At 67.9% G+C, this 24,651-nt stretch carries 21 protein-coding genes; 10 read left to right on the top strand and 11 right to left on the bottom strand.

All coding sequences use genetic code 11. The annotated features are described in order from the left end of the window. The first annotated feature begins 327 nt into the window (after positions 1–327). The 3 genes from ACXET9_RS09350 to ACXET9_RS09340 are packed head-to-tail and all read left to right on the top strand — an operon-like array spanning position 328 to position 3,427. Positions 328–756 carry a hypothetical protein gene (locus ACXET9_RS09350; RefSeq protein WP_457886304.1) on the top strand — a complete coding sequence of 143 codons (429 nt, stop codon included), beginning with the start codon at positions 328–330 and terminating at the stop codon, positions 754–756. Further along, on the top strand, positions 753–2,792 hold the full coding sequence (locus ACXET9_RS09345) for a glycosyltransferase (RefSeq protein ID WP_457886303.1): 2,040 nt from the start codon (positions 753–755) through the stop codon (positions 2,790–2,792). Before ACXET9_RS09350 ends, ACXET9_RS09345 begins: the two co-directional genes overlap by 4 nt. Then, a complete protein-coding gene (locus ACXET9_RS09340; protein WP_457886302.1) occupies positions 2,789–3,427 on the top strand; it encodes a hypothetical protein in 639 nt (212 codons plus the stop codon). The genes ACXET9_RS09345 and ACXET9_RS09340 overlap by 4 nt, the downstream gene beginning before the upstream one ends. A 93-nt stretch (positions 3,428–3,520) precedes the next feature. On the opposite strand, the gene ACXET9_RS09335 is transcribed toward ACXET9_RS09340, so the two are convergent. The 4 genes from ACXET9_RS09335 to ACXET9_RS09320 form a co-directional block, all read right to left on the bottom strand. After that, a complete protein-coding gene (locus ACXET9_RS09335; protein ID WP_457886301.1) occupies positions 3,521–5,197 on the bottom strand; it encodes a hypothetical protein in 1,677 nt (558 codons plus the stop codon). A gap of 104 nt (positions 5,198–5,301) precedes the next feature. After that, positions 5,302–5,925, bottom strand: a complete 624-nt coding sequence (locus tag ACXET9_RS09330; RefSeq protein ID WP_457886300.1) for a hypothetical protein — start codon at positions 5,923–5,925, stop codon at positions 5,302–5,304. A gap of 27 nt (positions 5,926–5,952) precedes the next feature. After that, positions 5,953–7,302 (bottom strand): glycosyltransferase family 2 protein, encoded by a 1,350-nt coding sequence (locus ACXET9_RS09325; protein WP_457886299.1) that lies wholly within the window; start codon positions 7,300–7,302, stop codon positions 5,953–5,955. Then, entirely contained in the window at positions 7,299–7,673 is a 375-nt protein-coding gene (locus ACXET9_RS09320) for a hypothetical protein (protein ID WP_457886297.1), read from the bottom strand. The genes ACXET9_RS09325 and ACXET9_RS09320 overlap by 4 nt, the downstream gene beginning before the upstream one ends. Before the next feature lie 374 nt (positions 7,674–8,047). Here ACXET9_RS09320 and ACXET9_RS09315 point away from each other — a divergent pair, with 374 nt between their 5' ends. The 3 genes from ACXET9_RS09315 (at position 8,048) to ACXET9_RS09305 (ending at position 11,308) form a co-directional block, all read left to right on the top strand. Then, entirely contained in the window at positions 8,048–9,364 is a 1,317-nt protein-coding gene (locus ACXET9_RS09315; RefSeq protein WP_457886296.1) for a UDP-glucose dehydrogenase family protein, read from the top strand. 15 nt (positions 9,365–9,379) lie between these two features. Further along, the gene (locus ACXET9_RS09310) at positions 9,380–10,003 is read left to right on the top strand and encodes an acyltransferase (RefSeq protein ID WP_457886295.1); all 624 of its coding nucleotides are present in this window, start codon (positions 9,380–9,382) and stop codon (positions 10,001–10,003) included. Positions 10,004–10,288: 285 nt separating this feature from the next. Continuing rightward, positions 10,289–11,308 carry an SGNH/GDSL hydrolase family protein gene (locus ACXET9_RS09305; protein ID WP_457886294.1) on the top strand — a complete coding sequence of 340 codons (1,020 nt, stop codon included), beginning with the start codon at positions 10,289–10,291 and terminating at the stop codon, positions 11,306–11,308. Here the strand turns inward: ACXET9_RS09305 and ACXET9_RS09300 are convergent. The 4 genes from ACXET9_RS09300 to ACXET9_RS09285 form a co-directional block, all read right to left on the bottom strand. Continuing rightward, positions 11,210–12,049 (bottom strand): hypothetical protein, encoded by an 840-nt coding sequence (locus ACXET9_RS09300; protein WP_457886293.1) that lies wholly within the window; start codon positions 12,047–12,049, stop codon positions 11,210–11,212. The two genes, ACXET9_RS09305 and ACXET9_RS09300, sit on opposite strands and share 99 nt — an antisense overlap. Positions 12,050–12,115: 66 nt before the next feature. After that, positions 12,116–12,781: a sulfotransferase family 2 domain-containing protein gene (locus ACXET9_RS09295; RefSeq protein WP_457886292.1), complete on the bottom strand. Its 666-nt coding sequence runs from the start codon at positions 12,779–12,781 to the stop codon at positions 12,116–12,118. A gap of 70 nt (positions 12,782–12,851) precedes the next feature. Beyond that, positions 12,852–14,048: an adenylyl-sulfate kinase gene (gene cysC / locus ACXET9_RS09290; RefSeq protein WP_457886291.1), complete on the bottom strand. Its 1,197-nt coding sequence runs from the start codon at positions 14,046–14,048 to the stop codon at positions 12,852–12,854. Further along, positions 14,020–15,012 carry a sulfite exporter TauE/SafE family protein gene (locus tag ACXET9_RS09285; protein ID WP_457886290.1) on the bottom strand — a complete coding sequence of 331 codons (993 nt, stop codon included), beginning with the start codon at positions 15,010–15,012 and terminating at the stop codon, positions 14,020–14,022. The genes cysC and ACXET9_RS09285 overlap by 29 nt, the downstream gene beginning before the upstream one ends. A 169-nt stretch (positions 15,013–15,181) precedes the next feature. Between ACXET9_RS09285 and cysD the strand changes: the two genes are divergently transcribed. The 4 genes from cysD to ACXET9_RS09265 are packed head-to-tail and all read left to right on the top strand — an operon-like array spanning position 15,182 to position 19,132. Continuing rightward, the gene (cysD, locus tag ACXET9_RS09280; protein WP_457886289.1) at positions 15,182–16,093 is read left to right on the top strand and encodes a sulfate adenylyltransferase subunit CysD; all 912 of its coding nucleotides are present in this window, start codon (positions 15,182–15,184) and stop codon (positions 16,091–16,093) included. Then, the gene (locus ACXET9_RS09275; RefSeq protein ID WP_457886288.1) at positions 16,093–17,334 is read left to right on the top strand and encodes a sulfate adenylyltransferase subunit 1; all 1,242 of its coding nucleotides are present in this window, start codon (positions 16,093–16,095) and stop codon (positions 17,332–17,334) included. The genes cysD and ACXET9_RS09275 overlap by 1 nt, the downstream gene beginning before the upstream one ends. A 12-nt stretch (positions 17,335–17,346) precedes the next feature. Then, on the top strand, positions 17,347–18,168 hold the full coding sequence (locus ACXET9_RS09270) for a 3'(2'),5'-bisphosphate nucleotidase CysQ (protein ID WP_457886588.1): 822 nt from the start codon (positions 17,347–17,349) through the stop codon (positions 18,166–18,168). A 1-nt stretch (position 18,169) separates the two neighbouring features. Beyond that, positions 18,170–19,132 carry a hypothetical protein gene (locus ACXET9_RS09265; RefSeq protein WP_457886287.1) on the top strand — a complete coding sequence of 321 codons (963 nt, stop codon included), beginning with the start codon at positions 18,170–18,172 and terminating at the stop codon, positions 19,130–19,132. A 150-nt stretch (positions 19,133–19,282) separates the two neighbouring features. Here ACXET9_RS09265 and ACXET9_RS09260 read toward each other — a convergent pair whose 3' ends face one another. The 3 genes from ACXET9_RS09260 to ACXET9_RS09250 form a co-directional block, all read right to left on the bottom strand. Next, on the bottom strand, positions 19,283–20,497 hold the full coding sequence (locus ACXET9_RS09260) for a hypothetical protein (protein WP_457886286.1): 1,215 nt from the start codon (positions 20,495–20,497) through the stop codon (positions 19,283–19,285). A 37-nt stretch (positions 20,498–20,534) separates the two neighbouring features. Beyond that, positions 20,535–21,290: a sulfotransferase gene (locus ACXET9_RS09255; RefSeq protein ID WP_457886285.1), complete on the bottom strand. Its 756-nt coding sequence runs from the start codon at positions 21,288–21,290 to the stop codon at positions 20,535–20,537. Between the two features lie 89 nt (positions 21,291–21,379). Continuing rightward, positions 21,380–24,415, bottom strand: a complete 3,036-nt coding sequence (locus ACXET9_RS09250) for a glycosyltransferase (RefSeq protein ID WP_457886284.1) — start codon at positions 24,413–24,415, stop codon at positions 21,380–21,382. Between the last annotated feature and the right edge of the window lie 236 nt (positions 24,416–24,651).

Raw genomic sequence — 24,651 nt, 5'->3', positions numbered from 1 at the left:
CCAGCGATCAACCCCGATCGCGGGGCCACACCACCGGACGCACTGCAACTCGCCGGTTAACGCGAGCTCCGTACGAGCGCGCCTCATGCCAGGTAGATTCCTCCCGGGGGGAGCACCTGCCTACGGCGGTGGGCCGTAACGTGCGGCTGATCTAGCATCTGTCACCTCGCTGGCTGCACCCGGTCGAGTGCCCTATGACTCGGCATCTGGCGCGAACCCTTGGCGGGCTCGGACGCACTGCACGCGAGATCCTGTCTTGATCCGCACACCAGTCGCACGCCCGTCCGATACAGGCGATCGGTACCTGATGACGAGGAGAGCAGCCGAATGAGACTTCGCGAGCGCATCGCGTTCACCTGGTTCCCCCCGGAGGCGCTTCGTGCCTTCGACTGCGCCATCATCACCGATCGTGCGCGGGCGCAGAGCAGCGCCTTCGCCGTCACGTTTGTTGCGCGTGGCGCCGACGGGGGCGAGGTTGCTCCAACTGGGGAGTTCTGGCCCTTCTCCTCCTCCTTGGACGCCTACTTCCAGTACAGCCCGGAGTCCACCGACTCCCCGGCGCTCACCCTGCGGCGCTGGGTCGGAGAGTCCCCGGTCGTCTCGGTCCGCGTCGAGGTCGTCGGCTGGCTCAAGGACGAGGAGGCGCCGGATGCACTGGCCATGGCGTTCTCCGCGGCCGACGAGGCTGAGGCCTCGGCCCGGACGTGGTCTCTCATCCAGCCGAAGCTGCCCGCCGCTCAGGAGGCGACCGCATGACCGAGTCCGCCGCACGGCCCTATGCCTCCCTCGTCGTCGGGTTCAAGGACTGGGGGCTCGAGCGCCTCGAGCTGTCGCTGCGCACGATCCGCGATGCCCTGGTGCAGACCTCTCACGAGATCGTCATCGCCGACTACGGCAGCACGGATGGAGATGCCGTCGCGGAGGTCGCCGCTCGCAGCGGTGCTCGCTATGAGCGCGTGTCCACGCACGGAGAGTGGTCCCGCTCCCGGGCGCTCAATGCGGGCGTCCGCACGTCACGAGGCGGGATCATCCTCGCGACCGACGCCGACATGCTGTTCTCCCCGGGCGCTCTCGACCGCGTCGTCGAGCAGCTGGACCGGCATCCCCACGAGATCGTCATCCTCCAGTGCCGCGATCTCCCGACCGGTCACACGCACGAGACGGTCGCGCGGGAGGGGCTGGACTGGGAGCGATTCGCGGCCATCGGGCACCTGCGCCCCCGCTGGGGGATGGGCGGGCTCGTCGGCATCAGGCGTGATCTGTGGGGCCGTCTGCGCGGCTGGGACGAGCGGATGCATACCTACGGCGGGGAGGACATGGACCTCGCCCGTCGCGCCCAACGGCTCGGCGCACGCATCGACTGGCTCGACGAGCCCGGCATCGCGATGTACCACGTCTGGCACCCCTCGAGCGGGGCCAGCGCGGCGCGCTCCCCCGACGCGAACTCCGCGGTCGCGGCGAACCGGCGGATCCGGGACGAGGATCAGACGTTCGCCCGCAACATCACCCGCGCCCGGTACCTGCCGGATGACCTGCCGCCGCTGGTCACCGTCGTCGTGGACGGAGAGAGCGGAGCAGGATCGTCCGACGCCCTGGAGCGCACGCTCGTCTCGATCCTGGGCCAGAGCATCCTCGATCTCGAAGTGCTCGTCTCCGGTTCCCTGCCCGCGGTCGGCTCCGCGGCATGGGGACCGCGAGTCCGAGGCCTCGGTGACGAATCGCCGACGCCGAGAGGGACGTTCACCGCGGTCGCCCGCGCCGGGGAGATCTGGGCCGATGCGCACCTCGAGACGCTCCTGTCGGCGTGGATCCCCGGAACGGGCCTGATGTCCTCCTCCACGGCCGAGCTCCTGATCGGACCTGGCGGGGAGAGCCTCGGCGACCTCACGGCGGCCACCGGCACGGTCCCGTCCGCGAGGGCCACGATCGTGCGGACCTCGCTCCTCCCGACGGACGCCGAGCTCACGACCCGGGGCTGGCCGACAGTCGTTCGGAGCGTCGCCGCCACCGGGGCTGGTTGGGTCGTGCGGCCGGAAGCGCACCATGTCGCAGCCGTCACCGCCGAGGATTCGGAGCGGCTGCGCGATGAGCGCATCGACGATGCCGTCGCCCTGACCGGCACCCTCGCACGCTGCAGTTTCACGCTCCCCGACCTCCCTGCTCCGTCCGTCGTCGCGCTCGGCATCCGTGCCGATGCCGTCCTGGACGGCGACGGGCTGCGTCTGACCGTCGACCTCGCCGAGTCCCATGACATCGAGCGCGCAGAGGCCGTCGTCCACGGGATGGGCTCCGAGTCCTGGACGATCTCGAGCATCCGCACCCGGACGGGCGACGTCCTGCACAGCGAGAGCGTCTGGTCCGGCTATGACCTCCGTGCGGCCGTCGTCGTCTGGCGCGAGCTCGATGCCTTCGGCGCGTCGACGTCGTTCGACCGCATCGAGCACGATGGGGATGCACGGACCGCCTCGCCGGTCGATCCGGTGTCGCTCATCCGCACTGTCGACGCATCGGACACGGCAACGGACGCAGCGGAGAGCCTGTGGATCGCCGCGTCGACGACCCGGCAGGACGTCGAGCCGACGCATGCCGCCATGGCCGCATGGAGCCAGGCAGAGCTCGTCGTCGACCGCGTCGTCGAGGTGCAAAGCGAGGAGAGCATCTGGGTGCTCACCCGACTGCAGGATGCGACTCTCGCCGAGGCCTGGACGAGAGCGGCATCGTTGACCGCCGCACGGTCGGTCTCGGTGATCGAACTGCGTGACCATGACGATCGAGCGGAGGCCACCCGATGAGATTCGAGAGCCTGACGACGGCCGGCGCTCCCCAGGCCGAGATCCTCGCCTTGCCCGGCGACGCCGACGGGCATCCGCCCCTCCCTCGCCTGCGCCTGGAGTGGCCGCTCGTCGACTCGAGCCCCGATCGCCTCGCGGTCGGGACATCGCTCGTGTTCGCCCCGTGGATGGCGGGCTCCGGCGTGTTCGATGAGCCGCTCTCCCCGCTGACCGCGCAGCGCCTCGGCGAATGGTTCGCCGCCCAGGGGATCTGGGTGTCTCCCGGGCCCGTGCGCTCCGGCGGGATCGTCCTGCCCGGAGGAGCTCGTCGACTGCGCCTCGTCGACGGCCCCGGGGCGGCCGAGCAGCCCGCATGCGACGGCGACGACCTCCGTCTGCAGTTCGTGCCGGCGGTGGAGGGCTCCAGCACGCACGGTGCGGATATCCGGGTCGCCACCACCGTGGGCCTGCTGGCCACGCACATGGCCGCCGGAGCCGAGCGGGAGGCGGCGCGGGTGGGCGCGGCCGTCCTGGTCTCCGCATCGCTGCGCGTCGGTCAGATCGTCGCTCCGAGGTTCGCGACCGAGCACCCGACGGAGTTCGCCGCGGCCGCTCGTCTGCTCGAGAGCGTCGCCCTGGGCCTCGTCTCCGAGTGAGGTGATGCTGCCGGCCGGCTCTCACCGGCCGGCAGCATCAGCACAGCTGGACGGGCACAGTACAGCTCGACGGGCTGATCGCAGCCCGGCGGGTCAGTCCAGCTCGACGGGCTCGTACCAGGGGGCGTTCCAGTCCACCGGGCGGAACGCGTTCTGGGCGGCCTCGAGATCGCCCTGGACGAGATCCCACCAGGCGCGCAGGACTCGGTCCTGATCGAGCGCAGGGTGGCGCACGAAGTGATCGATCGTCTCCTTCCGCCACTGCGGGTCGCGGGAGCGGAGCACCTGCTCGGCAGCGTCCTCGAGGGTGTCGAAGACGGAATCCTGCGGCCAGAGCGTGCGCACTCCAGGCCAGGGACGGGCGATCGGCAGCGCTCCGGACGCCATGCCCTCGGCGAGGGCCACATGCGAGCCCTCGAGGTCGGAGGTCGACAGGATCACGCCGATGCCCTCAAGCCAGGAGGCCATGTCGCGCCCCGGGTCGTCGAAGAAGACGCCAGTGCGCAGGAGCGGATCCTGGCGGAGGCGGAACCGGATGCTCCCCCACTGATCGGCGATCGCCGGGTTCGTGGTCCAGTGGATGTGCTCGGGCGGCAGCTGGCCGCGCACGCGCAGGGTGAACCGCGGGTCCTCGGCGCGCAGCAGGGCGAGCAGGTCGAGGGCGAGGTCGAGACGCTTCAGATCAGGGGTGATCCCGACGATCCCGAGCGTGAACTCGGCCCCGGGCAGCTTCGGTCTCCGGAAGTGCGCGCCGTTGACATAGTTGGGGATGTAGACGAGCTTCTCGGCGGGCCACCCGAACTTCTGCACGAGCGCGCGCCCCACCCACGGCACGATGACGACGCCGGCGCTGAAGCGCTCCATGTCGATCGCGGCCGGGAAGTCCGTCGTCACCTCGTAGCGGTGGACGCGGACGATCAGTCGCTTGTCCGCCGCCGCGTTCTGCTGGATCCAGACGTTGTTCGGTCGGCCCCACTCACCGATGACGACCTCGGACTGCTCCATGATCTTCCGCGTCGCCGCGGCGTCGTCGGGGGCGCCGAGGTGCTTCCACTCGTCGAGCACCACGCGGGAGCCGCTGCTGTGGGCGAGGTCGCGTGCGAGCTCGTCGATGAAGGAGAGCTTGTGCCCGAGCACGCTGATCCGCAGCGGGGAGCCCTCGAGCGTGCGGACGCGGAGGATGCGCGCGAGGGTCTCGGCGTTCGCGGCGGCCTCGGCGGCCGAGACCTCCAGCGCGGGGGCGTCGAGGGGCACATCCGTCTCGTCGAAGGTCCACTCCACGCCGCTGTGCTGCGGCAGGTCCTCCCCGGGGCCCCATCGCTTCATCGCCTCGAACCGAGCGATGGCGACCTGCAGGGGGTCGGCGATCCCTGCATCCGTGCGCCCCATGGCGTCCGCCAGGACGGCCTCGCGCGCGGGATGCAGGACGCGGACGTCCACCCGCGCCGAGGACAGATGGGACTCGAGCACGGTGCGGGAGAGCTCCGAGTCGGTGAGGTAGACGGTGTCGTCGCCGATGGTCGAGGAGAGGCCCTTCGCCCAGTCCGAGGTGAACTTCCCCCAATGGGAGTAGGTCGTCGGGACGACGAGCAGACAGAAGGTCGCGCCGAGGGAGCTCTCGGCGGCCGCCTTCTGCGCCGTCTGGAGGGCGCTGGTCGAGTCGGCGATGACGACGACATCGCGGTCGCGGTCGATCCGCCCCAGATAGTGCTGGACGTTGTCCTCAGCGGTCACGACCATCGTGGCGCCGAGGGAGGCGAGCGTCGTCATCACCGACTGGCGGAGAGGACGGATGCGAGTCCGAGCATCGCTCGCGGAGGTGCGCACGAGGACGACGACAGGAGAACTCTGCCGGTCCGACGTCACGGTCGTGCTCACTGGAGGGAGAGCCCGACGGCGGCGCAGAGCGTCCTCACCGTGCTCGAGAGCCCGGCGCTCTCGGAACCGGGGAGAGCGAGGTCGATCTCGCGGGCGAGGAGGTCCTGGGCGAAGAGGACTCCCGCGGCCGCGAGCACGGAGGCGGCGTCGAGACGCCGGCTCGCGTACCACGCGTTGGAGGCGATGACGCTCTCCTTCACACCGAACAGGGCGCCGCTGTAGCGGGCGTCCTGGACGAGGCTCAGAACGGTGCGGTCCACGCCCGGCGTGGAGGCGGGGAGGGACTCGGCGATCTGGACCGTCAGGGTCGTGGCCTGCAGCGGCTCGTCCTTCGGCGCCGTCTCGGCCTTCCGGGAGACGCCGGTGCTCACCTGGAGCCCGGTCGCGCTGATGATGGCCGCCTCCGCGGCGGAGGAGATCTTCGAGGGGAATCCGATCCGCCCTCCGGCGTAGGCGCCGAAGGCGAGGGTCCCGGCGATCGCGATCCGGTCCTTGGTCAGGGTCCGCGGCTCCGCGTCGAAGATCAGCTGGTCGACGGGGAGGGCCCGGTCGTCGGGCTCCCGCACGGCACGCAGCCGCGTGCGACCGGTGTCGTCGCGACTATCGAACTCGATATGCATAGCGATTCCTTAGGTCTGGGGCTCGTGTCAGGCGCCGGCGGAGAGCTCGGACACGATGGCGGACTGGGGCTTGCCGCTCAGGATGCGCACCTCGGCCGAGACCGGGAAGGCGCTCGCGGCGAGCGTCTGCGCCGCACGCCAGGAGCGGACGGGGATCAGACCGACCAGCGCCTTCTGCCCGTCCTCGGTGAAGTGGCAGAGCGCGACGGCCAGACCACGGCGCTCCGACGTCCACACCTCGGGCGCGGCGCTGACGATGGCCAGGTACTCCGCGGTCGCGTTCGCCGGTGCGAGCTCGAGGAGGCGCGCCAGCGCGTCGTGGCGAAGATCCGCGACGTCGAGCTGGGAGGAGATCTCCGTCGGAGCGATGGCGCGCTCGACCTCGGGGCTCTCGGCGAGGCGCGCTCGGACCGAGGAGACGTCGACGCCGGTGCCGCAGGCGGCCATGAAGGTCCGCCAGTCCATGCCCTCGACCCGCTCGACGTGGAGGGAGATCTCCGGAACGCCGCTCTTCTGCCCGGCCGTCCCGGAGACCGGCTCGACCAGCGACACGTGCCCGCTCCTCTTGACGAGGTGGTCGGGCATGTACGGGAGGTAGCGGGTCTGCCAGGCCGTCTTGTCGACCGGCCCCCAATCCCGGCGGGCAGCCTTGGTCAGCGTGTCCTTCCCCTTGGGCGGGACGCCCTGGGAGATGAACGCGAGGTTCATCCCGGCGACGTACTTCTGCCCGGCACCGCCCGTGTTGGTGATCCGTCCGGAGTGCACGCGCCGGAGGAGGCAGATGACGCCGCTGTGCACCAGCCGGACGCCGGAGCGGAGCATCCGGAAGACGAGGTTGTTGTCGACGGCGCTCTCGATGCCCTCGTCGTAGCGGAAGGTCCGCATCAGGTCGGTGCGCACAAGCCAGGTCGAGTGCCCCGGGGCGAAGCCGCTCATCAGCGCAGGCCCGTACCCGTAGTTGCGGCCATGGTGGAGCTGCAGCTCGCCGGTGTCGTCGTCGAAGTTGATGAAGGCGCCGTAGATGAAGTCGACGTCGTCCTGCACGTGCTTCAGCTGCTCCGCCAGACGGAACGGGAGCATGATGTCGTCATCGTCATGGACGGCGATCCACTCGCCGGTGGCGTGGTCTGTCCCCCGGTTGCGCGCCGCGGAGATGCCGGAGTGCTCCTGCCCGACATAGCGGACGCGAGGATCGGCGATCCCCTCGACGACCGTGCGGGTGTCGTCCTCGGATCCGTCGTCGACGACGATCACCTCGAGACGTCGGTACGTCTGCGACAGCACCGAATGCAGGCTGTCGAGGAGCATCTCCGCGCGGTTGCGGGTGGCGATCACGACGCTGATGAGCGGCTGGGTCGCAGCGGTCGCTTCGGTCATCGCTGAGCTCCTTCGGTGGATCCGGCGGCGGGGACGATCTCGAGGAGGGCTCGCTCGCCGAGGGACACCCGCTGCAGGCAGTGGACCGCGGTCGGGAACGGCGTACGGCTGGCGCGCGCCCAGCGGACGACGGCGAAGGCGATCTCGCCCGGCTGCCCCGTCGGCACCGCCCCGGGAGAGGCGAGAGCGATCTCGTTCGCCCCGCCGTCGAGGTAGTGGAACACCGCGCCGAGCGCCGCGGACTTGCTCCACGACGCGAACGCCTGCGCATACGCGAGATCGGTCTGGGGCGACGGCACGAGCAGGAACTCCCGATCACCCGCCCCCGCCATCACGATGCTCACCGCAGCGGGCACTGCGTCGGCGTCCACAGAGAACCGGTACACCCTGCTCTCGTAGCCCGAAAACTCCCCGAACTCGGCCATGTCTCCGGCCCCTTCTCCATTGGTCCCCCTGCCGGGCCGCGGATGCGCCCAGGCGCAACGCCCGACGGAGTCTCGTCGTTCTGCACAGCGTCCTGGACCGGCACCTCCCGCCCTGGTCGGACGACGGTTCGGTCGAGCGCCACGGTCATCGTAGAGGATCGGGAAAGAACGGAGCGGTAACACCGGGCGACCAGCTGGGGACGCCCGCGGCACGAGATGCCGTCGTACGGCGGCGTGACCTGCCCCCTTCCGCTGCGCACCCTCGCGCACGCCTGAGACCGGCGCCTCCGATGCCACGTTCTTCGCTACTATCCAGAACCATGCGAATCACGACTGTCGGTTGCGGGTATCTGGGCGCCGTCTATGCGGCGTCGATGGCGTCGATCGGGCACGAGGTGCTCGGGCTCGACGTCGATCAGGCGAAGATCGACGGCCTGAACGCCGGGATCCCGCCGTTCCACGAGCCGGGCTTCCAGAAGATCCTCACCGAGGCGCTGGAATCGGGACGGCTCCGCTTCTCGACGGACTACGCGGACGCCGCCGGCTACGAGGCGCACGTGATCTGCGTGGGCACCCCGCAGAAGGTCGACGCCGCCGGCGCCGACCTCACCTACGTGCATGCCGCGATCGACTCCCTGATCCCCCATCTCGCGGACTCCGACGTCGTGCTCGGCCGCTCCACGGTGCCGGTCGGGACCGCCGAGTCGCTGCGCGATCGGCTCCGCGCCGCGGGCTCGGCCGCGCCGCTGGCCTGGAACCCTGAGTTCCTCCGCGAGGGCTTCGCCGTCAAGGACACCCTCTACCCCGATCGCATCGTCTACGGCCTGCCCGACGAGCCGGCCGAAGCCGCCCGCGCCCGCGAGGTGCTCGACACGATGTACGCCCCGATGTTCGAGGCCGAGACCCCGCTCGTCGTGGGCAACTACGCCACGGCGGAGCTCGTGAAGGTCTCCGCGAACTCGTTCCTCGCCACCAAGATCTCGTTCATCAACGCCGTCGCCGAGGTCTGCGAGGCCACCGGAGCGGACGTCTCCGTGATCGCCGAGGCGATCGGCATGGACGACCGCATCGGCCCGAAGTTCCTCCGCGCCGGCATCGGCTTCGGCGGCGGCTGCCTGCCCAAGGACATCCGCGCGTTCATGGCGCGCGCGGGCGAGCTCGGCGTCACCGAGGCCCTCGGCTTCCTGCGCGAGGTCGACAACGTCAACAACCGTCGTCGCGACCATGTCGTGAACATGGCGCGCCGTGCGCTCGGCGGGACCTTCACCGACAAGCGGATCGCGGTGCTCGGCGCGGCCTTCAAGCCCGACTCCGACGACACCCGTCAGTCGCCCGCTCTCTACATCGCCTCGAAGCTCTCCGGCCGCGGTGCCCAGGTGGTCGTGACGGATCCCGCCGCCAACGAGCGCGTGCATGCGGAGCGCCCGAACCTCGCCGTCGCCGAGGACGCCTACGCCGCCGCCGAGGGTGCCGACCTCGTCCTGCTCCTGACGGAGTGGAAGGAGTTCCGCGAGCTCGACCCTGTGAAGCTGCGCGAGGCGGTCGGCACAGCGCACCTGATCGACGGCCGCAACGCCCTCGACCCAGCGGCCTGGCGCGAGGCCGGATGGACCTACGAGTCCATGGGACGCCCCTGATCTGAGAGACCGACCATGACGCAGCCCGACGACGCTTCCCAGCGGAGCCCTGAGACCAGCACCTCCGACGATGTCGAGGATATGAAGGCTCGCATCCTCCTGCTCGAGCGCGAGGTGCGCTACCTGCGCCACCACCTGGAGCAGTCGGACCCCGCGGGAAGGCCGCCCTTCCGCACGCCCGATTTCGTGACGATCGGAGAGGGGTCGCGGGTCGGCCGCGGCGTGACCATGTCCGCCACGGAGCGCACTCCCATCTCCATCGGCTCTCGCACCCGGATCCTCCGTGGCGCCGAGATCCTCGGTCCCACCAGCATCGGCGATCGGGTGTTCCTCAACCGGGACGTCTACGTCCGGGCGCAGGTGACCATCGGCGACGGCGTCTCCATCGGCCCGTTCACCCGGCTCATCTCCGACTCCCACGATGTCGGTGACCCTGAGCACCGCGCGGGCCAGGGGAAGACCGAGCCCATCGTCGTCGGCGAAGGGGCGTGGATCGGAGCAGGCGTCACGATCCTCGGCGGCGTCACCATCGGCAGCGGGGCGGTCATCGCCGCCGGGGCCGTCGTGACCAGCGATGTTGCGGCCAACACGATCGTGGGCGGGATCCCCGCACGGCTCCTCCGCTCCATCGAGGGGTGACGCCGGCGCTCTGCGACCATGCGGAGAGCTTCTCGCGAGCACCGTGGGAACGCTTCATGAAGGCGGCCGGATCGCAGCAACGACGACAGGGGACAACGTCCCGACTACCGGGTGACAATACCCATTTCACCAGCACTAACGCTTTTTGGCGCAAACTGGTAGATATTGGACATGCTCCCCCAGTCCCTCGGCACCCGGACCGTTCCGCTCGCTCTCACGGTCGGAGGCACTCTCGTCCCCTGGCGAGCAACGTCGGGCGCCCTTCGCGTCCCCTTCTCCCATGGCGTGACGATTCCTCGATGGCGGGTGCATTTCCAGAACATCAACCCTCGCGACGGCAAGCCGGGGACAGGGTCGCTGCGGATCGGGGAGGTCTCGATCGGGGAGTCATCGGGAACGGGCCGCTGGGACGGCTCCGTCACGACGATCGCTTCCGCCCTCGAGGGGTCCCCGGTCTCCACGGCCTGGCAGGACGTGCCGCTCGAGGCCGGCCGTGAGTATCTCCTCGGCTTCTCCTGGACGTCCGAGGCGCATCCCCGGCAGGTCTTCGGCGGCGGCTGGATCACCACGCATGCGACCTCGCCCGATGCGCGCATCGCACCGACGCAGGTCCATCCTCTTGACCTGTGGATCGAGGCCGAGGTCCCCGCGACGACGACCATCTTCGCCGTCCTCGGCGACTCCCTCGCCTCCGGTGTCGCCGCGACGGTCCCGGTGAGGGACTCCTGGCCATCGATCCATGGTCGGCGCACCGGTGCGCTGCCGATCCATCTCACGGCGTCCGGGGACACCATGGACGGGTGGTCGGATCCGACGAGCTTCAAGTGGGCTCGATGGCAGGGGCTGACGCGCGCGGACTACGCCATCCATGCCATGGGGTTCAACGACATCGGCAGCCTGGCGCCGATCTGGGAGATGCAGGCGCGTCACCACCGCACGATGGAGATCCTCCGATCTCGGGTCGACGGACCGATCCTCCGCGCATCCCTTACACCGGCTCGCCGCGACACCGAGGAGTTCCGCCGCATCCGGCGGTCGTACAACACGTGGCTCCGCGGCCTCGACGACCGGATGATCCCGTTCGACCGGGCGGTCTCGTCGGACGACATCCGATTGGCCCCGGACGTCGACGTGGACGGGACCCACATGAACACCCTCGGATACAGCAGGATGGCCGCGATCGTCCCCGCGCCCGTCGAGCGCGCCTCAGCCCTTCCGCGCCAGCTCCTCGCCGAGCAGGATCGCCGCATCCTCGCGCGGGAGCACCCGATGCCCGCTCACGCGGGTCTCGACCTGCAGGCGTGAAGCGCCCTTGACCTCGACCCCCGCGCCCAGGCTCCGGACGGCGCCCATGAACTCGAGGTGCTCGCGGTAGGTCTTGTCCTCCGGATTGGTGATCAGGAGGAATCCGGGGACGACTCCCGTCGTGCGGAAGCGCGAGAGCACGTCGAGCTGCTCGGGCCGGTCCTGTCGATAGCTGTCCAGGGGCTTCCCCGTGATGCTGTCCTCGAGCGCGGCCAGCGCGGTGGGCACCGGCCAGCGCTGGAGATCCAGCTGCGGGATCTCCGCGACGGCGCGGGCGCCCGCGAGGAGGGACGCGAGGCTGAGGGAGCCGAAGCCTCCCAGGGAGGACCCGTAGACCACGATCGACTCCTGGCCGACTCCGAGCTCCCCGGCGATCGCGGAGACGGCCTTCGCGATCCTCGCCAACACGTCCAGCCCCGGGGAGACGAACCAGGCGGCGGCCAGGCCGTCCCCTTGGTAGAGGGCCGGATCCGAGACAGCGATGACGTGGGAGTCCGGGTAGTCCGGGATCCAGTTCCATCGGGAGAAGAGCGGGTTGATCTGCCCCTTCTCGATCTGCGACTGCGCCGCCGGCATGAGCACGAGGAGAGTCTGCGCCTCGCCGCGCTCTGCGATGCGCAGGTGCATGCGCAGGCCGGAGCCGAGGTCCTCGGTGATCGCCTGGGTCCTCGGCTGACGCGGAAGACCGGCCCATTCGCCGACCGTCGGCGCGTCCGTCCACTGTCCTGCATCGCTCGTCATCGTCGTCATCCTTCCTCGCGGAGGTCCCGCGAGTCACCTCGCAGCGGCGTCGATGCCGCCGCACCTTCAGCTGCGGCGCCCCCGCGACTTGAGCCGTGCATGGGAGCGCGGAATGTCGTATCCGAATCGGATGAAGTCATCCCAGTAGTACTGGACCAGGTCCCTCTCCAGATGATCGGGGAGCTCGATACGGCTGCTCGACATGCTCCCGCGTCGCGCGGTGTCATGGGGGACGCCCTCGCTGAGGTCCAGGTCGAGGCCGTGCACATCGCGCAACGTCTCCGCGATGCGATCCAGACCCTCCTCGAGGTGGAAGACCTTCGACCCCGGGACGTAGAACTCCGACTGCGGACGGATGTGGTTGTCAGCGGTGAACGGGTTCGCGGAGGAGTTCCTCAGCAGCTGGAAGGCGAACTCCTCCACCTCATCGGACCACGGCTCCTCGAGCCCGGGCCGTCGCATGACGAGCTCGGATCGGAAGCGGGCGAGGGGCTCACGGACGACCATGAAGACCAGATCGAACATCTGGAGCCGCAGCAGGTCGGAGAGCATCGACGCGTGCATGTGCTGGGGACTGCATCGCCGATAGACGTTGAACGACTTCCCCACGCCGCGATCCAGGAGGCCCACGTCCCACCCGGACCTCATGAACAGGTTCTCGATCGATGTCCCTCCTGCCTTCGGGACATGCACGAACAGCACGCTGACGCCGCTCTTCCTGAAGATGGGCAACTCCAGCTCCTCTCATCCTGCGTCGCGTCGTCGACGACCCGCGCGGGGCGGCCGCTCCGAGCCTAGGCGATCAGCGGACCAGTGCGAGCACGCGCTCGAGCGCCTCGTCGATCGTGATGCTGGATGTGTCGATGACCAGGTCCGCGTCCTCCGGCTCCTCGTACGGGGAGGAGATGCCGGTGAACTCGGCGATCTCGCCGGCTCGCGCCTTCCTGTAGAGGCCCTTCCGGTCTCGGGCCTCGCAGATCTCGAGCGGCGTGCTCACCCAGACGAGATGGAAGCTGGCACCGACGCCCTCGACGAGCTGCCGGACGACGGTGCGGCTGCTCTCGAACGGCGCGATCGGCGCGGCGATGGCGAGACCGCCGTGCTTCGCCACGAGCGAGGTCGCGTACCCGATGCGCTCGACATTGATCTCCCGGTCCTCCCGGGAGAACGTGAGGCCACGACTCATGTGATGCCGGACCTCGTCGCCGTCCAGCAGCGAGACGGTGCGTCCCTCGCCCATGAGCCGTTCGGTAAGCGTCCGCGCGAGCGTCGACTTCCCCGAGCCGGACAGGCCGGTGAAGAAGATGACCTGCCCCTGAGGATGCGCGTGGGCACGTGCCGCCATGGTGAGCTCTGCAGCGAGCGGGGAGTAGAGGGCGTCGACGACCTTCCTCTCCGACTCCTCGATCAGCGCTGCGGCATCCGGTCGGGCCTCAGCTCGATCCTCGATCGGCGTGAGGATGCTGTCGACGCCGAGAGCCTCCGCGATCGCCGACGGGACCAGCCCGTCGAAGCGCTCCGGCTCGACGGGCCACGGCACGACGACGACCGACACGTCGGAAGAGCACCGGGCGAGGTGCTTCGCGTATCTCAGAAGACCCTCGGAGTGGACCCGCGGGCCGGACAGCTCGCCTCGCGCCGTCGGGACGGTGAGGACGACGCGCGTCGGACCGTTCAGAAGCTCGTCGAGCTCCGCCTCCTCCTCCCGCGTGGGAAGCGCCGACAGCCAGATCCCGATCGATCCGGGGCGTCGCGGTCGCCTCCACGAGAGCCGGACCCCGGCGGCGCAGAGCGGGCCATGACTGAAGGCGAGCGGCCGCAGCGCGACCAGCTCGTCCCGCTCCGAGAGGGTCGCAACCGGCGTGTTCTCGAGATCGGTGAGCACGAGCTCGCCGGATGCTCCGCCCCTCAGCTCCTTGGGCGTCGCGAGGAGCAGGTCATGGAGCGCGAGCTCGAGAACATCGATCTCATCAGGGGTGAGTACCCTGGTGGCCGCCATCGGGGCTCCTTGTCTGCGAGGACGATGCTGGTTCTTCGACTGGCTGCTCGACGGTCGCGGCGGATCCGGTCCTGTGCGCGGCTCCGCGAACCTTCGACTTGGCGATCTCCCACCCGATCGTGCCGCCGACGAGCGCCGATCCGGCGCCGACGAGCATGACCGCATAGCTCGCCCCGAGCAGCTTCAAGCCGCTCGCGAGAAGCAGGATAGCCAGCGCGCGGCGGATCAGACCACCGGGCGCGCGCGACGAGATCTGCGCGCCGAACCAGGCTCCGGGAACGGCTCCGAGGAGAAGGGAGAGGGTGACTCCCGCATGGAAGTCGCCGTAGAGGAGGTGCCCGACGGAGGCCGCCGCGACGAGCGGCACGGCCTGGACGAGGTCGGTCCCCACCAGCTGCGATGCCTTGAGCGCCGGATACATCATCAGCAGGATCACGATGATGACGGACCCGGCCCCGACCGAGGTCATCCCGACCATCAGGCCTGCGACGGCTCCGAGGAGGACGGTGGGGATCGGCTTGATCCGCACGTCGGCCCTCGACGCATCAGCGGGCCCCTCGCCGACGAGAGAACGACTCTTGCGGAGGTTGATGTACGCCCGGGCGACGAGACCCGCCGAGGCGAGGATGAGGGCGATGCCGAGGGCCGTCTTCAGCACGGCGTCCAGATCGTCCTGGAAGGGCAGGACCCGGATGAGCAGCGCGCCGCTGAACGCCGCGGGCACCGACCCCAGGCAGAGCCACCCGACCAGCTTGAGGTTGACGGTCTTCCGCCGGAGATGGACCAGCGCCCCCGCGGGCTTCATGAAGAAGGAGGCGACGACGTCGCTCGAGACCGCGACCAGGGGATCGATGCGGAAGACGAAGATCAGCATCGGCGTCATGAGCGCGCCTCCGCCCATACCGGTCATACCGACCACGATGCCGACGATCAGACCGCCGATGATCATCGGAACTTCGATCACGTCGTTCCTCGTTCCTCGGGACGATCGGTCTGGGGTCGGGGCGACAGTAGCACCGGAGGGAGGTCGTGGACGCCTGTCTTCCACGTCTCGAGGGCTCCGCTAGTCTGGCCCCGATCATCAGCTGCGGGGACATCTGGTGCCGCGCAGCCCGACCCGAGGAGGACCTGGCTTGAGGACGCACCAGGACTATCGACTCTCACAGCTCGACGAGCTGGAAGCTGAGTCCATTCACATCTTCCGAGAGGTGGCGGCGGAATTCGAGAAGCCCGTCATCATGTTCTCGGGCGGCAAGGACTCGATTGTGATGCTCCGGCTCGCGCAGAAGGCCTTCTATCCGGCGAAGGTTCCCTTCCCCGTGCTCCAGGTCGACACGGGCTTCGACTTCCCGGAGGTGCTGGCGACACGCGACGGCTGGGTGGACCGTCTCGGTGCCCGCCTCATCGTCGCCTCCGTCGAGCAGGCGATCGCCGACGGCATCGTCGACGACGACGGCAAGACCCCGCGGAACCGGCTCCAGATCGGCACGCTCCTCCATGCCATCGAGTCCAACGGCTTCACCGCGGCCTTCGGCGGCGGGCGCCGCGACGAGGAGAAGGCGCGCGCCAAGGAGCGCGTGTTCTCGCATCGCGACGAGTTCGGCCAGTGGGACCCGAAGAACCAGCGTCCGGAGCTGTGGAGCCTGTACAACGGGCAGATCCACGAGGGCGAGCACATGCGCGTCTTCCCGCTCTCCAACTGGACTGAGCTGGACATCTGGCACTACCTCCGCCGCGAGGAGATCGAGATCCCGTCGATCTACTTCAGCCATCGGCGCCGCGTCTTCGAGCGCGACGGCATGCTCCTGACTGAGACCGACAACAACCCGCTCCGGGACGGCGAGACGGTCTCCGAGCGGCAGGTGCGGTTCCGCACGGTCGGGGACATGACCCTCACCGGCTGCGTCGAGTCGGACGCCGACACCTACGACAAGATCATCGACGAGATCGCCGTCGCCCGACTGACGGAGCGAGGGGCGACCCGAGGGGACGACCGCTTCTCCGAGGCCGCGATGGAAGACCGAAAGCGACTGGGGTACTTCTGATGGATCTGCTGCGTTTCGCCACTGCCGGCTCGGTCGACGACGGAAAGTCGACCCTCATCGGGCGCCTGCTCATGGACTCGAAGTCCATCTTCGAGGATCAGCTCGAATCGGTGGAGGAGACCTCCAAGAATCGAGGCTTCGACTACACCGACCTCTCCCTCTTCACCGACGGCCTCCGTGCCGAGCGCGAACAGGGCATCACGATCGACGTCGCCTACCGGTACTTCGCGACGCCTCGCCGGAAGTTCATCATCGCGGACACTCCCGGACATGTGCAGTACACCAGGAATATGGTCACCGGAGCGTCGACCGCTGATCTCGGACTGATCCTCGTCGACTCCCGCAACGGTCTCACCGAGCAGTCCCGGCGCCATGCGCTGATCCTCTCGCTGCTGCGCGTCCCCCATGTCGTGCTGGCCGTGAACAAGATGGACCTGGTGGACTACTCGGAGGACGTGTTCCGCGCGATCCAGGACGAGTTCATCGCCTTCTCCGCCAAGCTGGAGATCCCGGATCTGCAGGTCATCCCGCTCTCCGCGCTCCAGGGCGACAACGTCGTCTCGCGCTCGGAGAACATGCCCTGGTACGAGGGCCCGTCCCTCATGTACCACCTGGAGAACGTCCAGATCGCCTCCGACCGGGACCTTCAGGACGTGCGCTTCCCCGTCCAGTACGTCGTGCGGCCGCAGTCCGACCAATTCCATGACTACCGCGGCTATGCGGGCCAGGTCGCGGGCGGCGTCCTCAAGCGCGGCGACGAGGTGATGGTCCTCCCCTCCGGTCTGACGACCACGATCGCCGGCATCGATCTGTTCGACGAGGAGGTCGAGGAGGCCTTCCCGCCGATGTCGGTGACCGTGCGGCTGACCGACGATCTCGACGTGTCGCGCGGCGACATGATCTGCCGCCCGAACAACCAGCCCGAGGTGTCGCAGGACCTGGACGCCCGCATCTGCTGGATGGCGTCCAAGCCCCTGAAGGCCGGCGCGAAGCTCGTGGTGAAGCACACGACCCGCAGTGCGCGCGCCATCGTCAAGGAACTGCACTACCAGCTGGACGTCAACACGCTGCACCGGAACCAGGAGGTCGAGGAGCTGAAGCTCAACGAGATCGGCCGGGTGCGGATCCGCGCGACCCAGCCGGTCCTGACCGATGCCTACGAGCGCAATCGGACCACCGGCTCCTTCATCCTCGTCGACCCCTCCACCGGAAGCACGGTGGGCGCGGGCACGATCCTCTGAGGGGTGAGCTCGATGAATGATGCGGAGCTCGCCGCCAGCATCGCCGAGGGTGCCGGTCGGCTGCTGATCAGCGTGCGCGATGAGGCCGTTGCCTCGGGGGAGACGGATTCGCGAGCGATCGCGAAGCTCGGCGATGCCCGGGCGCAGGAGTACATCGCCGCCCGGCTGGCCGACGCCCGGCCGGATGACGCAGTCCTCTCCGAGGAGGCGAAGGACGATCTCTCGCGACTCGACTCCTCGCGCGTCTGGATCATCGATCCCCTGGACGGGACGAAGGAGTACTCGCAGGGTCGTCACGACTGGGCCGTCCATGTGGCGCTCTGGATCGACGGCGACCTCCTCGGCGCGGTCGCCCTTCCCGGGCTCGGGGAAGTGCTGCGCAGCGATGCCCCGCCGGCCCTCGCCTCTCGGCCGGCCGATTCCAACGGCTTGCGCTTCGCCGTATCGCGGTCCCATCCTTCGGATCTCATCCGTGCCGTGATCGACGCGGCCGCCGGGTCACCGGTCGCCATGGGATCCGCCGGCTACAAGGTGTGCGCGGTCCTGAGGGGCGAGGCCGACGCCTATGTGCATGCCGGCGGCCAGTTCGAGTGGGACTCGGCCGCGCCGATCGCTGTTGCGCGTGCAGCCGGCCTCTTCACGAGCCGGCTGGACGGCTCGCCGATGGTCTACAACCGACGCGACGTCTACCTTCCGGATCTCGTGGTCTGCTCGCCGGAGGATGCCGAGGCGATCCATCGAGCCGTCCAGGTCGCACAGGCGAACGAGGCCTCGCCAGCGGGCGTGGAGAACCCGTCCTCGAGCTCCGCTGCGACGACGGGCGGTGCCTCCTGAGATGAAGCTCTTCCTCCATATCGGGTCGCACAAGACGGCGACCACGGCGATCCAGTACTTCGCGCGCCGCAACAAAGATTGGCTCCTGGAGAGGGGTCTCCTCTACCCGAGCCTGGAGCTGATCGGGGAGCGCCCTCAGCAGTCCCATCTGGGTGTGATGAGCGGGCTCTTCCGTCTCGGGGAGCGTCACGCCGTCGATCCGGTCCTGGGACGCAGACTCCTGATGACCGCGGCAGAGCTGGCAACTGAACAGGATGCGAACATCCTCCTCAGCGCCGAGAACCTCTTCCGCCTGTCCCCCGATGTCCGCGAGGAGGCGTTCGTCCTCTTCAACGAGATCTTCGCCGACTTCGAGCGGATCGTGGTCGCCGGGCTCCGCCGACAGGACATGTTCGCGGACTCGCTCTACAAGAGCATCACGAAGGTGAACCGTCGCCAGCCGGACTTCGCTCCGTTCCTGGAGTCGCGCCGCGGTGTCTTCTCCTACGGCGAGATCATCGCCCAGGCCGAGGCGGGGTTCCCGACCGAGCCCCTCCTGCTGCCCTTCACCCGGGAGAACAACCGCGACTTCCTGCGTCTGTTCTTCGAGGCCCTCGGGGTGGACATCACGGGAGCGTCGACTCCGAGCGCACGGCAGAACTTCAGCTATGACCTGGTCGACTGCCTGGCGAAGATGACGCTCCTCGACCTCCGTGTCCACGAGACGGTTCTGGGGAAGTTCGACGGGTTCGTCCAGAGGAACCCGCTGCGCTCCGGGTACTCCTTCTTCACCGAGGAGTCTCGCGCGACGTTCATGTCCGAGTACGAGCCGCAGAACCTCGACCTGATCGCTCGTTATCCGAGCATCACGTCGGCGCTGGATCCGCTCGTGCGTCCCGATGTCGAACGGCCTCTCGACGACGAAGCCATGACGCTCGGCGCCCAGCGCGTGGTGCAGTTCCGCGATGCGCTGAAGGGCGCATAGCAGAACCGGCGCATCGTCCTCCTCCTCGTGCAGGGTCCGGCCCATAGGGTCGGACCCTGCACGCAGTCCGGGCCGAGTGACGGAGGGACGTCCTCGAGCACCCGGTCTCGCGGTTCCCCCCCCGTACACCAGCCGCTCGCCGCCGCGAGTTCAACGCCAGGAGGCTGCGGCGCCCCCTTCGGAGAAGCTCTCCTGCCGGCAGACCCCTCCGCCAGCCTCGATCACCCGGCGGATGCCCTGCACGGTCGGCCATGGTCCTGAACCATGCGAGACCTCGACATCGCTCGGATGGATGAAGCTCGGACCGGTCGGCCCCTCGACCAGCACCGCACCCGAGGACATCTCGCTCGTCAGGAATCTCGCGAGTGCAGCGGTCGACGCCGGATGGTTCCGCGCCCTTCTGAGAGCAGGGTGAAGGACTTCCTCGGCACGGCTGTCCCAGCAGAAGACGAGTACGTCATACCCCTTCTTCTCCAGCGCCGACAAGGCGACGAGCGAGCTCCCGCCGTCATCCTGCCGCCCCTGCCGCCCCTCGGGCTGCATTCGCGAGACGTAGAGAACCCTCCGCGTCTGACCGACCTCTCCGGAGAGGAGGTCTTCCTGAGAAGCGATCCGCGTCTGCGGATGGAGCTTCACCAATCCCTTGCTGATATAGAGCTCGAGGGCTTTGAGCCAGATGGAGTCCCCTGTGATGACCATGTCCTTCGGGAGGACGAGAAGAGGTCGCGCACCGTAGGCAGCGATCCGATCGAGGTGGACGCTCACGTCGACGTCCGGCTCATCCACCAGGTTCCTATAGAGCTCCAGCCCGACATAGGAAGGATGCCCAGAACCGTCGATGTGGAGCATCTTGCCCATCGGATGATCGAAGACGCTCGACAAGGTGATCACCGAGTCCCCGAACCTCCCCTCAACCTCCGACAGATTCCAGATCGGATGACGATACGTGCCGGAGTCGAAGTATCTCCCGTTGGCGCGATTGTTCAGCTCCCGCCACCCGAGGCACCAGAACACGAATCGCGCGCGCGGATTCGCTTCGCGCACCTCATCGACCCGCTCCAGGACGCGCTCGCACATCAGCGCATCGCACTCCTTCGTGATGAGCCGTTTCTCCACGCTCAGATACGCTTCGGGGTCCTCCGGATTCTCTAAGGAGAGGTTCCCGAGACGAAAATCAGGGACGAACACGAGCGCTGGCGTGGGACTCTTCGAGAACTCGCACTCCCTGAAATAGGGGTGAAGCATCGAGGCGGCCGCGAGGTCATTCCACAGGATGCTCCGATGAGGTCTTGCTATCTGCCCGGTCGCGATCGCATGACGGAATCTCCTGGCGTGAGACGGCCCTGCGACCGCGACCTGCTCCATACGCGTACCTCTCTGACCTGCCCGAGCGGCGATGCGCTCAGCCGCGGAGGGAGAGGTCGACGAGGCGGTTCCAGAGCTCGTCGTTCCTCGCCGCAGCGATCTTCTCCAGCACTTCGGCCGGCAGGGAGCGATCCTTCTTCTCCACGTTCGCCTGGAAGTGACGGCGAGCCTTGGCGTATCCCGCCTCGGACGCCGGGGTGGAGGGGAGCCCGAGCTGCGACAGGAACGCCCGGAAGGGGCCGTCCGACCCGAAGAAGGCATCGTATTCGACGACGTAGAACCTGTCCGGGTGGGCATGGACCATTTCGTCGATGACCTTCAGGCTGTTGTTCCAGAACTCGACGGAAGCCTCCGCGCCGCGCGCGGCGGACCAGCCGCGGTCTTCGGGGTTGCGGGCACGCTGCTCCCAGGACCACGCCAGAGGGGTGACATCTCGGATGATCGCGAGGAACTTCGCCTTCGGGAAGTTCTTGACGAGCGAGGGAACGACATGCATCTCAGTCGTCTTGTCGCCGACATATCGGGCAGCCTCGATGCGCTCGTCCGCGTGCGCATACAGAGCGGCGAACCGCGGATCCTCGGGCTTCGTGCTGGACAGCCCGTCCGCGAAATCGAAGAAGGCTTCCCGCTCGAAGGACGCCGGAGTCACGCGGTCGACCTTCGCCGGGTTGTACAGCCTCTGGAATCGCTCCATCCCCAGGACGATGTCCTCATGCGATGCAAGGACATGGGTGAGCGCGGTGGTGCCCGAGCGGCCGAGGCCGGTCACGAACAGGTGGTTCTTCTCAGACATCTACAGTCATCCTTCAGATAGGGGTGCGATCAAGAGCAGTACGGAATTTCCGGAGGCCGCGAGGGCACCGCGGCGGTCGTGCCGATGCGTCAGGCTCCGAAGAGGGCGGCACGTCGGGCAGCCACGTCGGCGATGAGCTGCGCGGCCCGCGCATCGAAGGAGTGCTGCGCGAGCACATCCTGCGCCTGCTCCTTCCGAGCCTCGTACGTCCCGAAGAGATCGTCCGCTCGGGAGCTCGCAAGGAATCGGAGATGATCGACCGACTCGTAGACCTGGACGAGCGATCCGAAGACGTCCGAGACGCCGACGACCTCATCGGTGATGACCGGAGTGCCGCATGCCGCCGCATCGAAGATGCGGTTCTGGATGAACCCCATCTCAGCCATATCCGACCAGTGATCCGCCAGGACGCGCGTGGCCCCGCGGTACACGTCGCCCAGCTCTGCGTTCGGCACGCCTTCCGCCTCATGGATGGTCTCGGGGAGCCTCCTCCACCCGTGCCCGATGATCCGGAGGTCGGCGCCCGAGGTGAGAGCATCGGCGACCGCCCGCCGCGTGCGCTGCGGGAAGTGTCCGCCGACGAAGGTGAGCGGGCGCGTGAGCTCAACGGCGTCCTCGTCGATCGGATAGAAGATCGAGGCGTCGGTGGCCTGGAGAAGAGTGCGCACCTCGACCCCGCTCCGAGCGCTCATGGAGGCAGCCCAGGACGCCGATGAGGCGTACACCAGGTCAAAGGCTCGAACTTCCTCGACCGTGACATCCTCCGGGTGGCTGATGACCCAGAGGACGTTCAGCTGATCGGGGATCGGGGTGACCTTGTCGAGCCCCCGGATCACCAGGTTGACGTCGTCGAACGATTGCGAGGTCTCGGTGTTCGCGCCGTGCCGGTAGGTCAGGACCTTCTTCCCGCACCGTCCCAGGGCGACTGCCAGAGAGTTCGCGTAGTAGGTGTCGCCCCAGCGATCCCCTCGGACTCCTCCGACCGATGAGATGCGCAGACCCCAGCGGTCCCAGGGCTTGGAGCGATCCCGCACCACCACCGGCCGAGGCTGGACGATCCAGAGCTTGTCGCCTCCGATGCCTGCCGGCACCAGACCGGCGGTCGTGAACTTGTCGGTGTCCAGCGGAGGCATTCTGTCGGACCAGCGATCCATGAGAGCCTTCCGGTTCTCAGGGATCTTGCGCCCGCGCCCCGGGGTCTTCGACTCGTAGTGCGTGACCCGTGCTGCTGGATTGACGACGAAGTGGCCCCCGAAGCTGTCGATCGCACGCAGGCAGAGGTCGATGTCCTCCATGCCGTTCACGTAGATCGGGTCGAATCCCTTCAGCTGGGCGACCTCGCTCTTCCGCATGAGGACGCATGCCGCCGTCACCGCGCTGAACTCCATGCCTGACACCGCATCAGCGTCCTCCGGAGGCAGACCGGTGAGGAAATGGGTCGGGGGCGTGCGGGGAGCGAGGAACACGGTGCCGGCCGTCTGGATCGAGTCATCCGGGTACTGCAGGAGAGGCTGCACTCCGCGGACCGCAGAGTCCCGAATGCTCTCCAGCATGGGGGCGAGCCATCCCGGACGCACCTCGGTGTCGTTGTTGAGGAAGCAGATGAACTCGCCGGTGGCGATGGACGCTCCATAGTTGGAGCCGATCGCGAAGTTCATGTTCCGAGGGAGCCGCTCGTACCTCACCCGGGGCTCGCCGGCGAAGAACTGCGACAGCGTCGACCCGTGATAATGGGCCGACCCATTATCCACCAGGATCACTTCCAGGTCAGCGTCATCCGAGTTCTCCAGGACCGCTTGCACGGCGCGCAGAGTCATCTTCCAGTCCTGGTAGATCGGGATGACGACGCTCACGCGTCCGGGGATTTCCCCGGGTCCGTCCGCCTGGTCCCAGCTCACGAGGTTCTTTCCCAGAACCACCCATTGCCATGCCTCGGACTCACTGGTGGTGATCCTGTCAGGCATATCGCGATCGTCATCGTAGATGCATCCGATGAAGGGGAGGTAGCGAAGTTCCGCCTGCGCGGCGACGCGGACGACGAAATCGTGATCGACCCATCGGCGGAGCGACTCGTCGAAGCGGACCTCCGTCGCCAGGGAGCGCTCGACGACGAACACGTTGAGATCGACGTGATTCACGACCAGGAGATGCTCATGCCCTCCTTCATATCCGCGATAGGTGGTCTTCCCCTCGTTGTGGAGCTCCAGCCCGGCGTACGCCGCCCGCAGGCCCTCCTTCTTGAGGCCGCGGACCATGAGCTCCAGGAAGGTGCTCGGCCACTGGTTGTCGGAGTCCAGAAACGCGAGGTACTCCCCCGTCGCCGCGTCGAGGCCAGCATTCCGGGCTGCGCTCACACCGCCGTGATCGAGCTCGAGGACTCTGATCCGACCGTCCGCCGCGGCCATCGCATGCACGGCGTCCAGGGTGCTGTCGCTCGATCCGTCATCGGCGACGATGAGCTCCCAATTGCTATGGGTCTGCGCCTGGATCGACCTGATGGCCGAGGTGACGACCTCGGATCGGTTCCACGTCGGCATGATGACGCTGATCGTCGCCTGAGCATGCTCTTCCGAGACGCCCGGAAGGTCCGCGATCCAGGCCGCAGTGCGGGCCGCATCCCAGCCGTGCGTGTTCCGCGGACCGATCAGCCGGAGGTGGCTCTTGAGCCGGGAGTAGGATTCGGGCCACGAGCGTCGCACTGCAGCGAACGGGACTTTGCCGTACCTGGTCGGAAGCTCGAATCCGGGCTCCGCCTCCTGCAGGATGTACCCGAGCAGTCCGCCCGGGTGACCTGCATAGGCGGCATCGGGGATATCCTCGAAATAGCGGGCCTCGAAGAGCGGACCAAATGCCGGCTGACTCAGCTTCGGCTTACGGAACCACGCCATCGCCTTGTCGAAGAGCATCTTCTTCCAAGCGTTGCGCAGATGCTCCGGCCATACTCGCGGCTCGATGAGCGGATGCGGCGAAGCTTCTTTCGGCATTCCCTCACGAATGAAGTGCTTCGCCGCCGCGATGCTGTTGTGGAAGTACACGCCGCACTGGGCCATATACCAGTGCCTCTCGAATACGCCGGACTCGAGAAGTGCTTCTACCTGCGAATCGATGAATGCGTCGTCGGCCATGCAGTCTACCCTTTTCATGGAGTGCCACGTGCGCTGCCCACCACCGAGATCGCTCAAGGATCACGGACTGCATGACATGCGCCGGTCTGTTGTCAACATTGCGTCAGGTGCTTCTGGAGAGTTGAGGTCGGAACCATGGGCACCGACAAGTGAAGTTCTGAGTTACCCCAGCTCTTCCCTCGTCTCCCAGTTCAGGGATTTCCTCGGGCCAGCAGATGCTCGCGCAGACCTTCGAT

Source organism: Brachybacterium netajii (SeqCode) (assembly GCF_054114245.1).
Note: the sequence above shows the minus strand (reverse complement) of the source record. Positions and strands in the feature narration are given on the sequence as shown.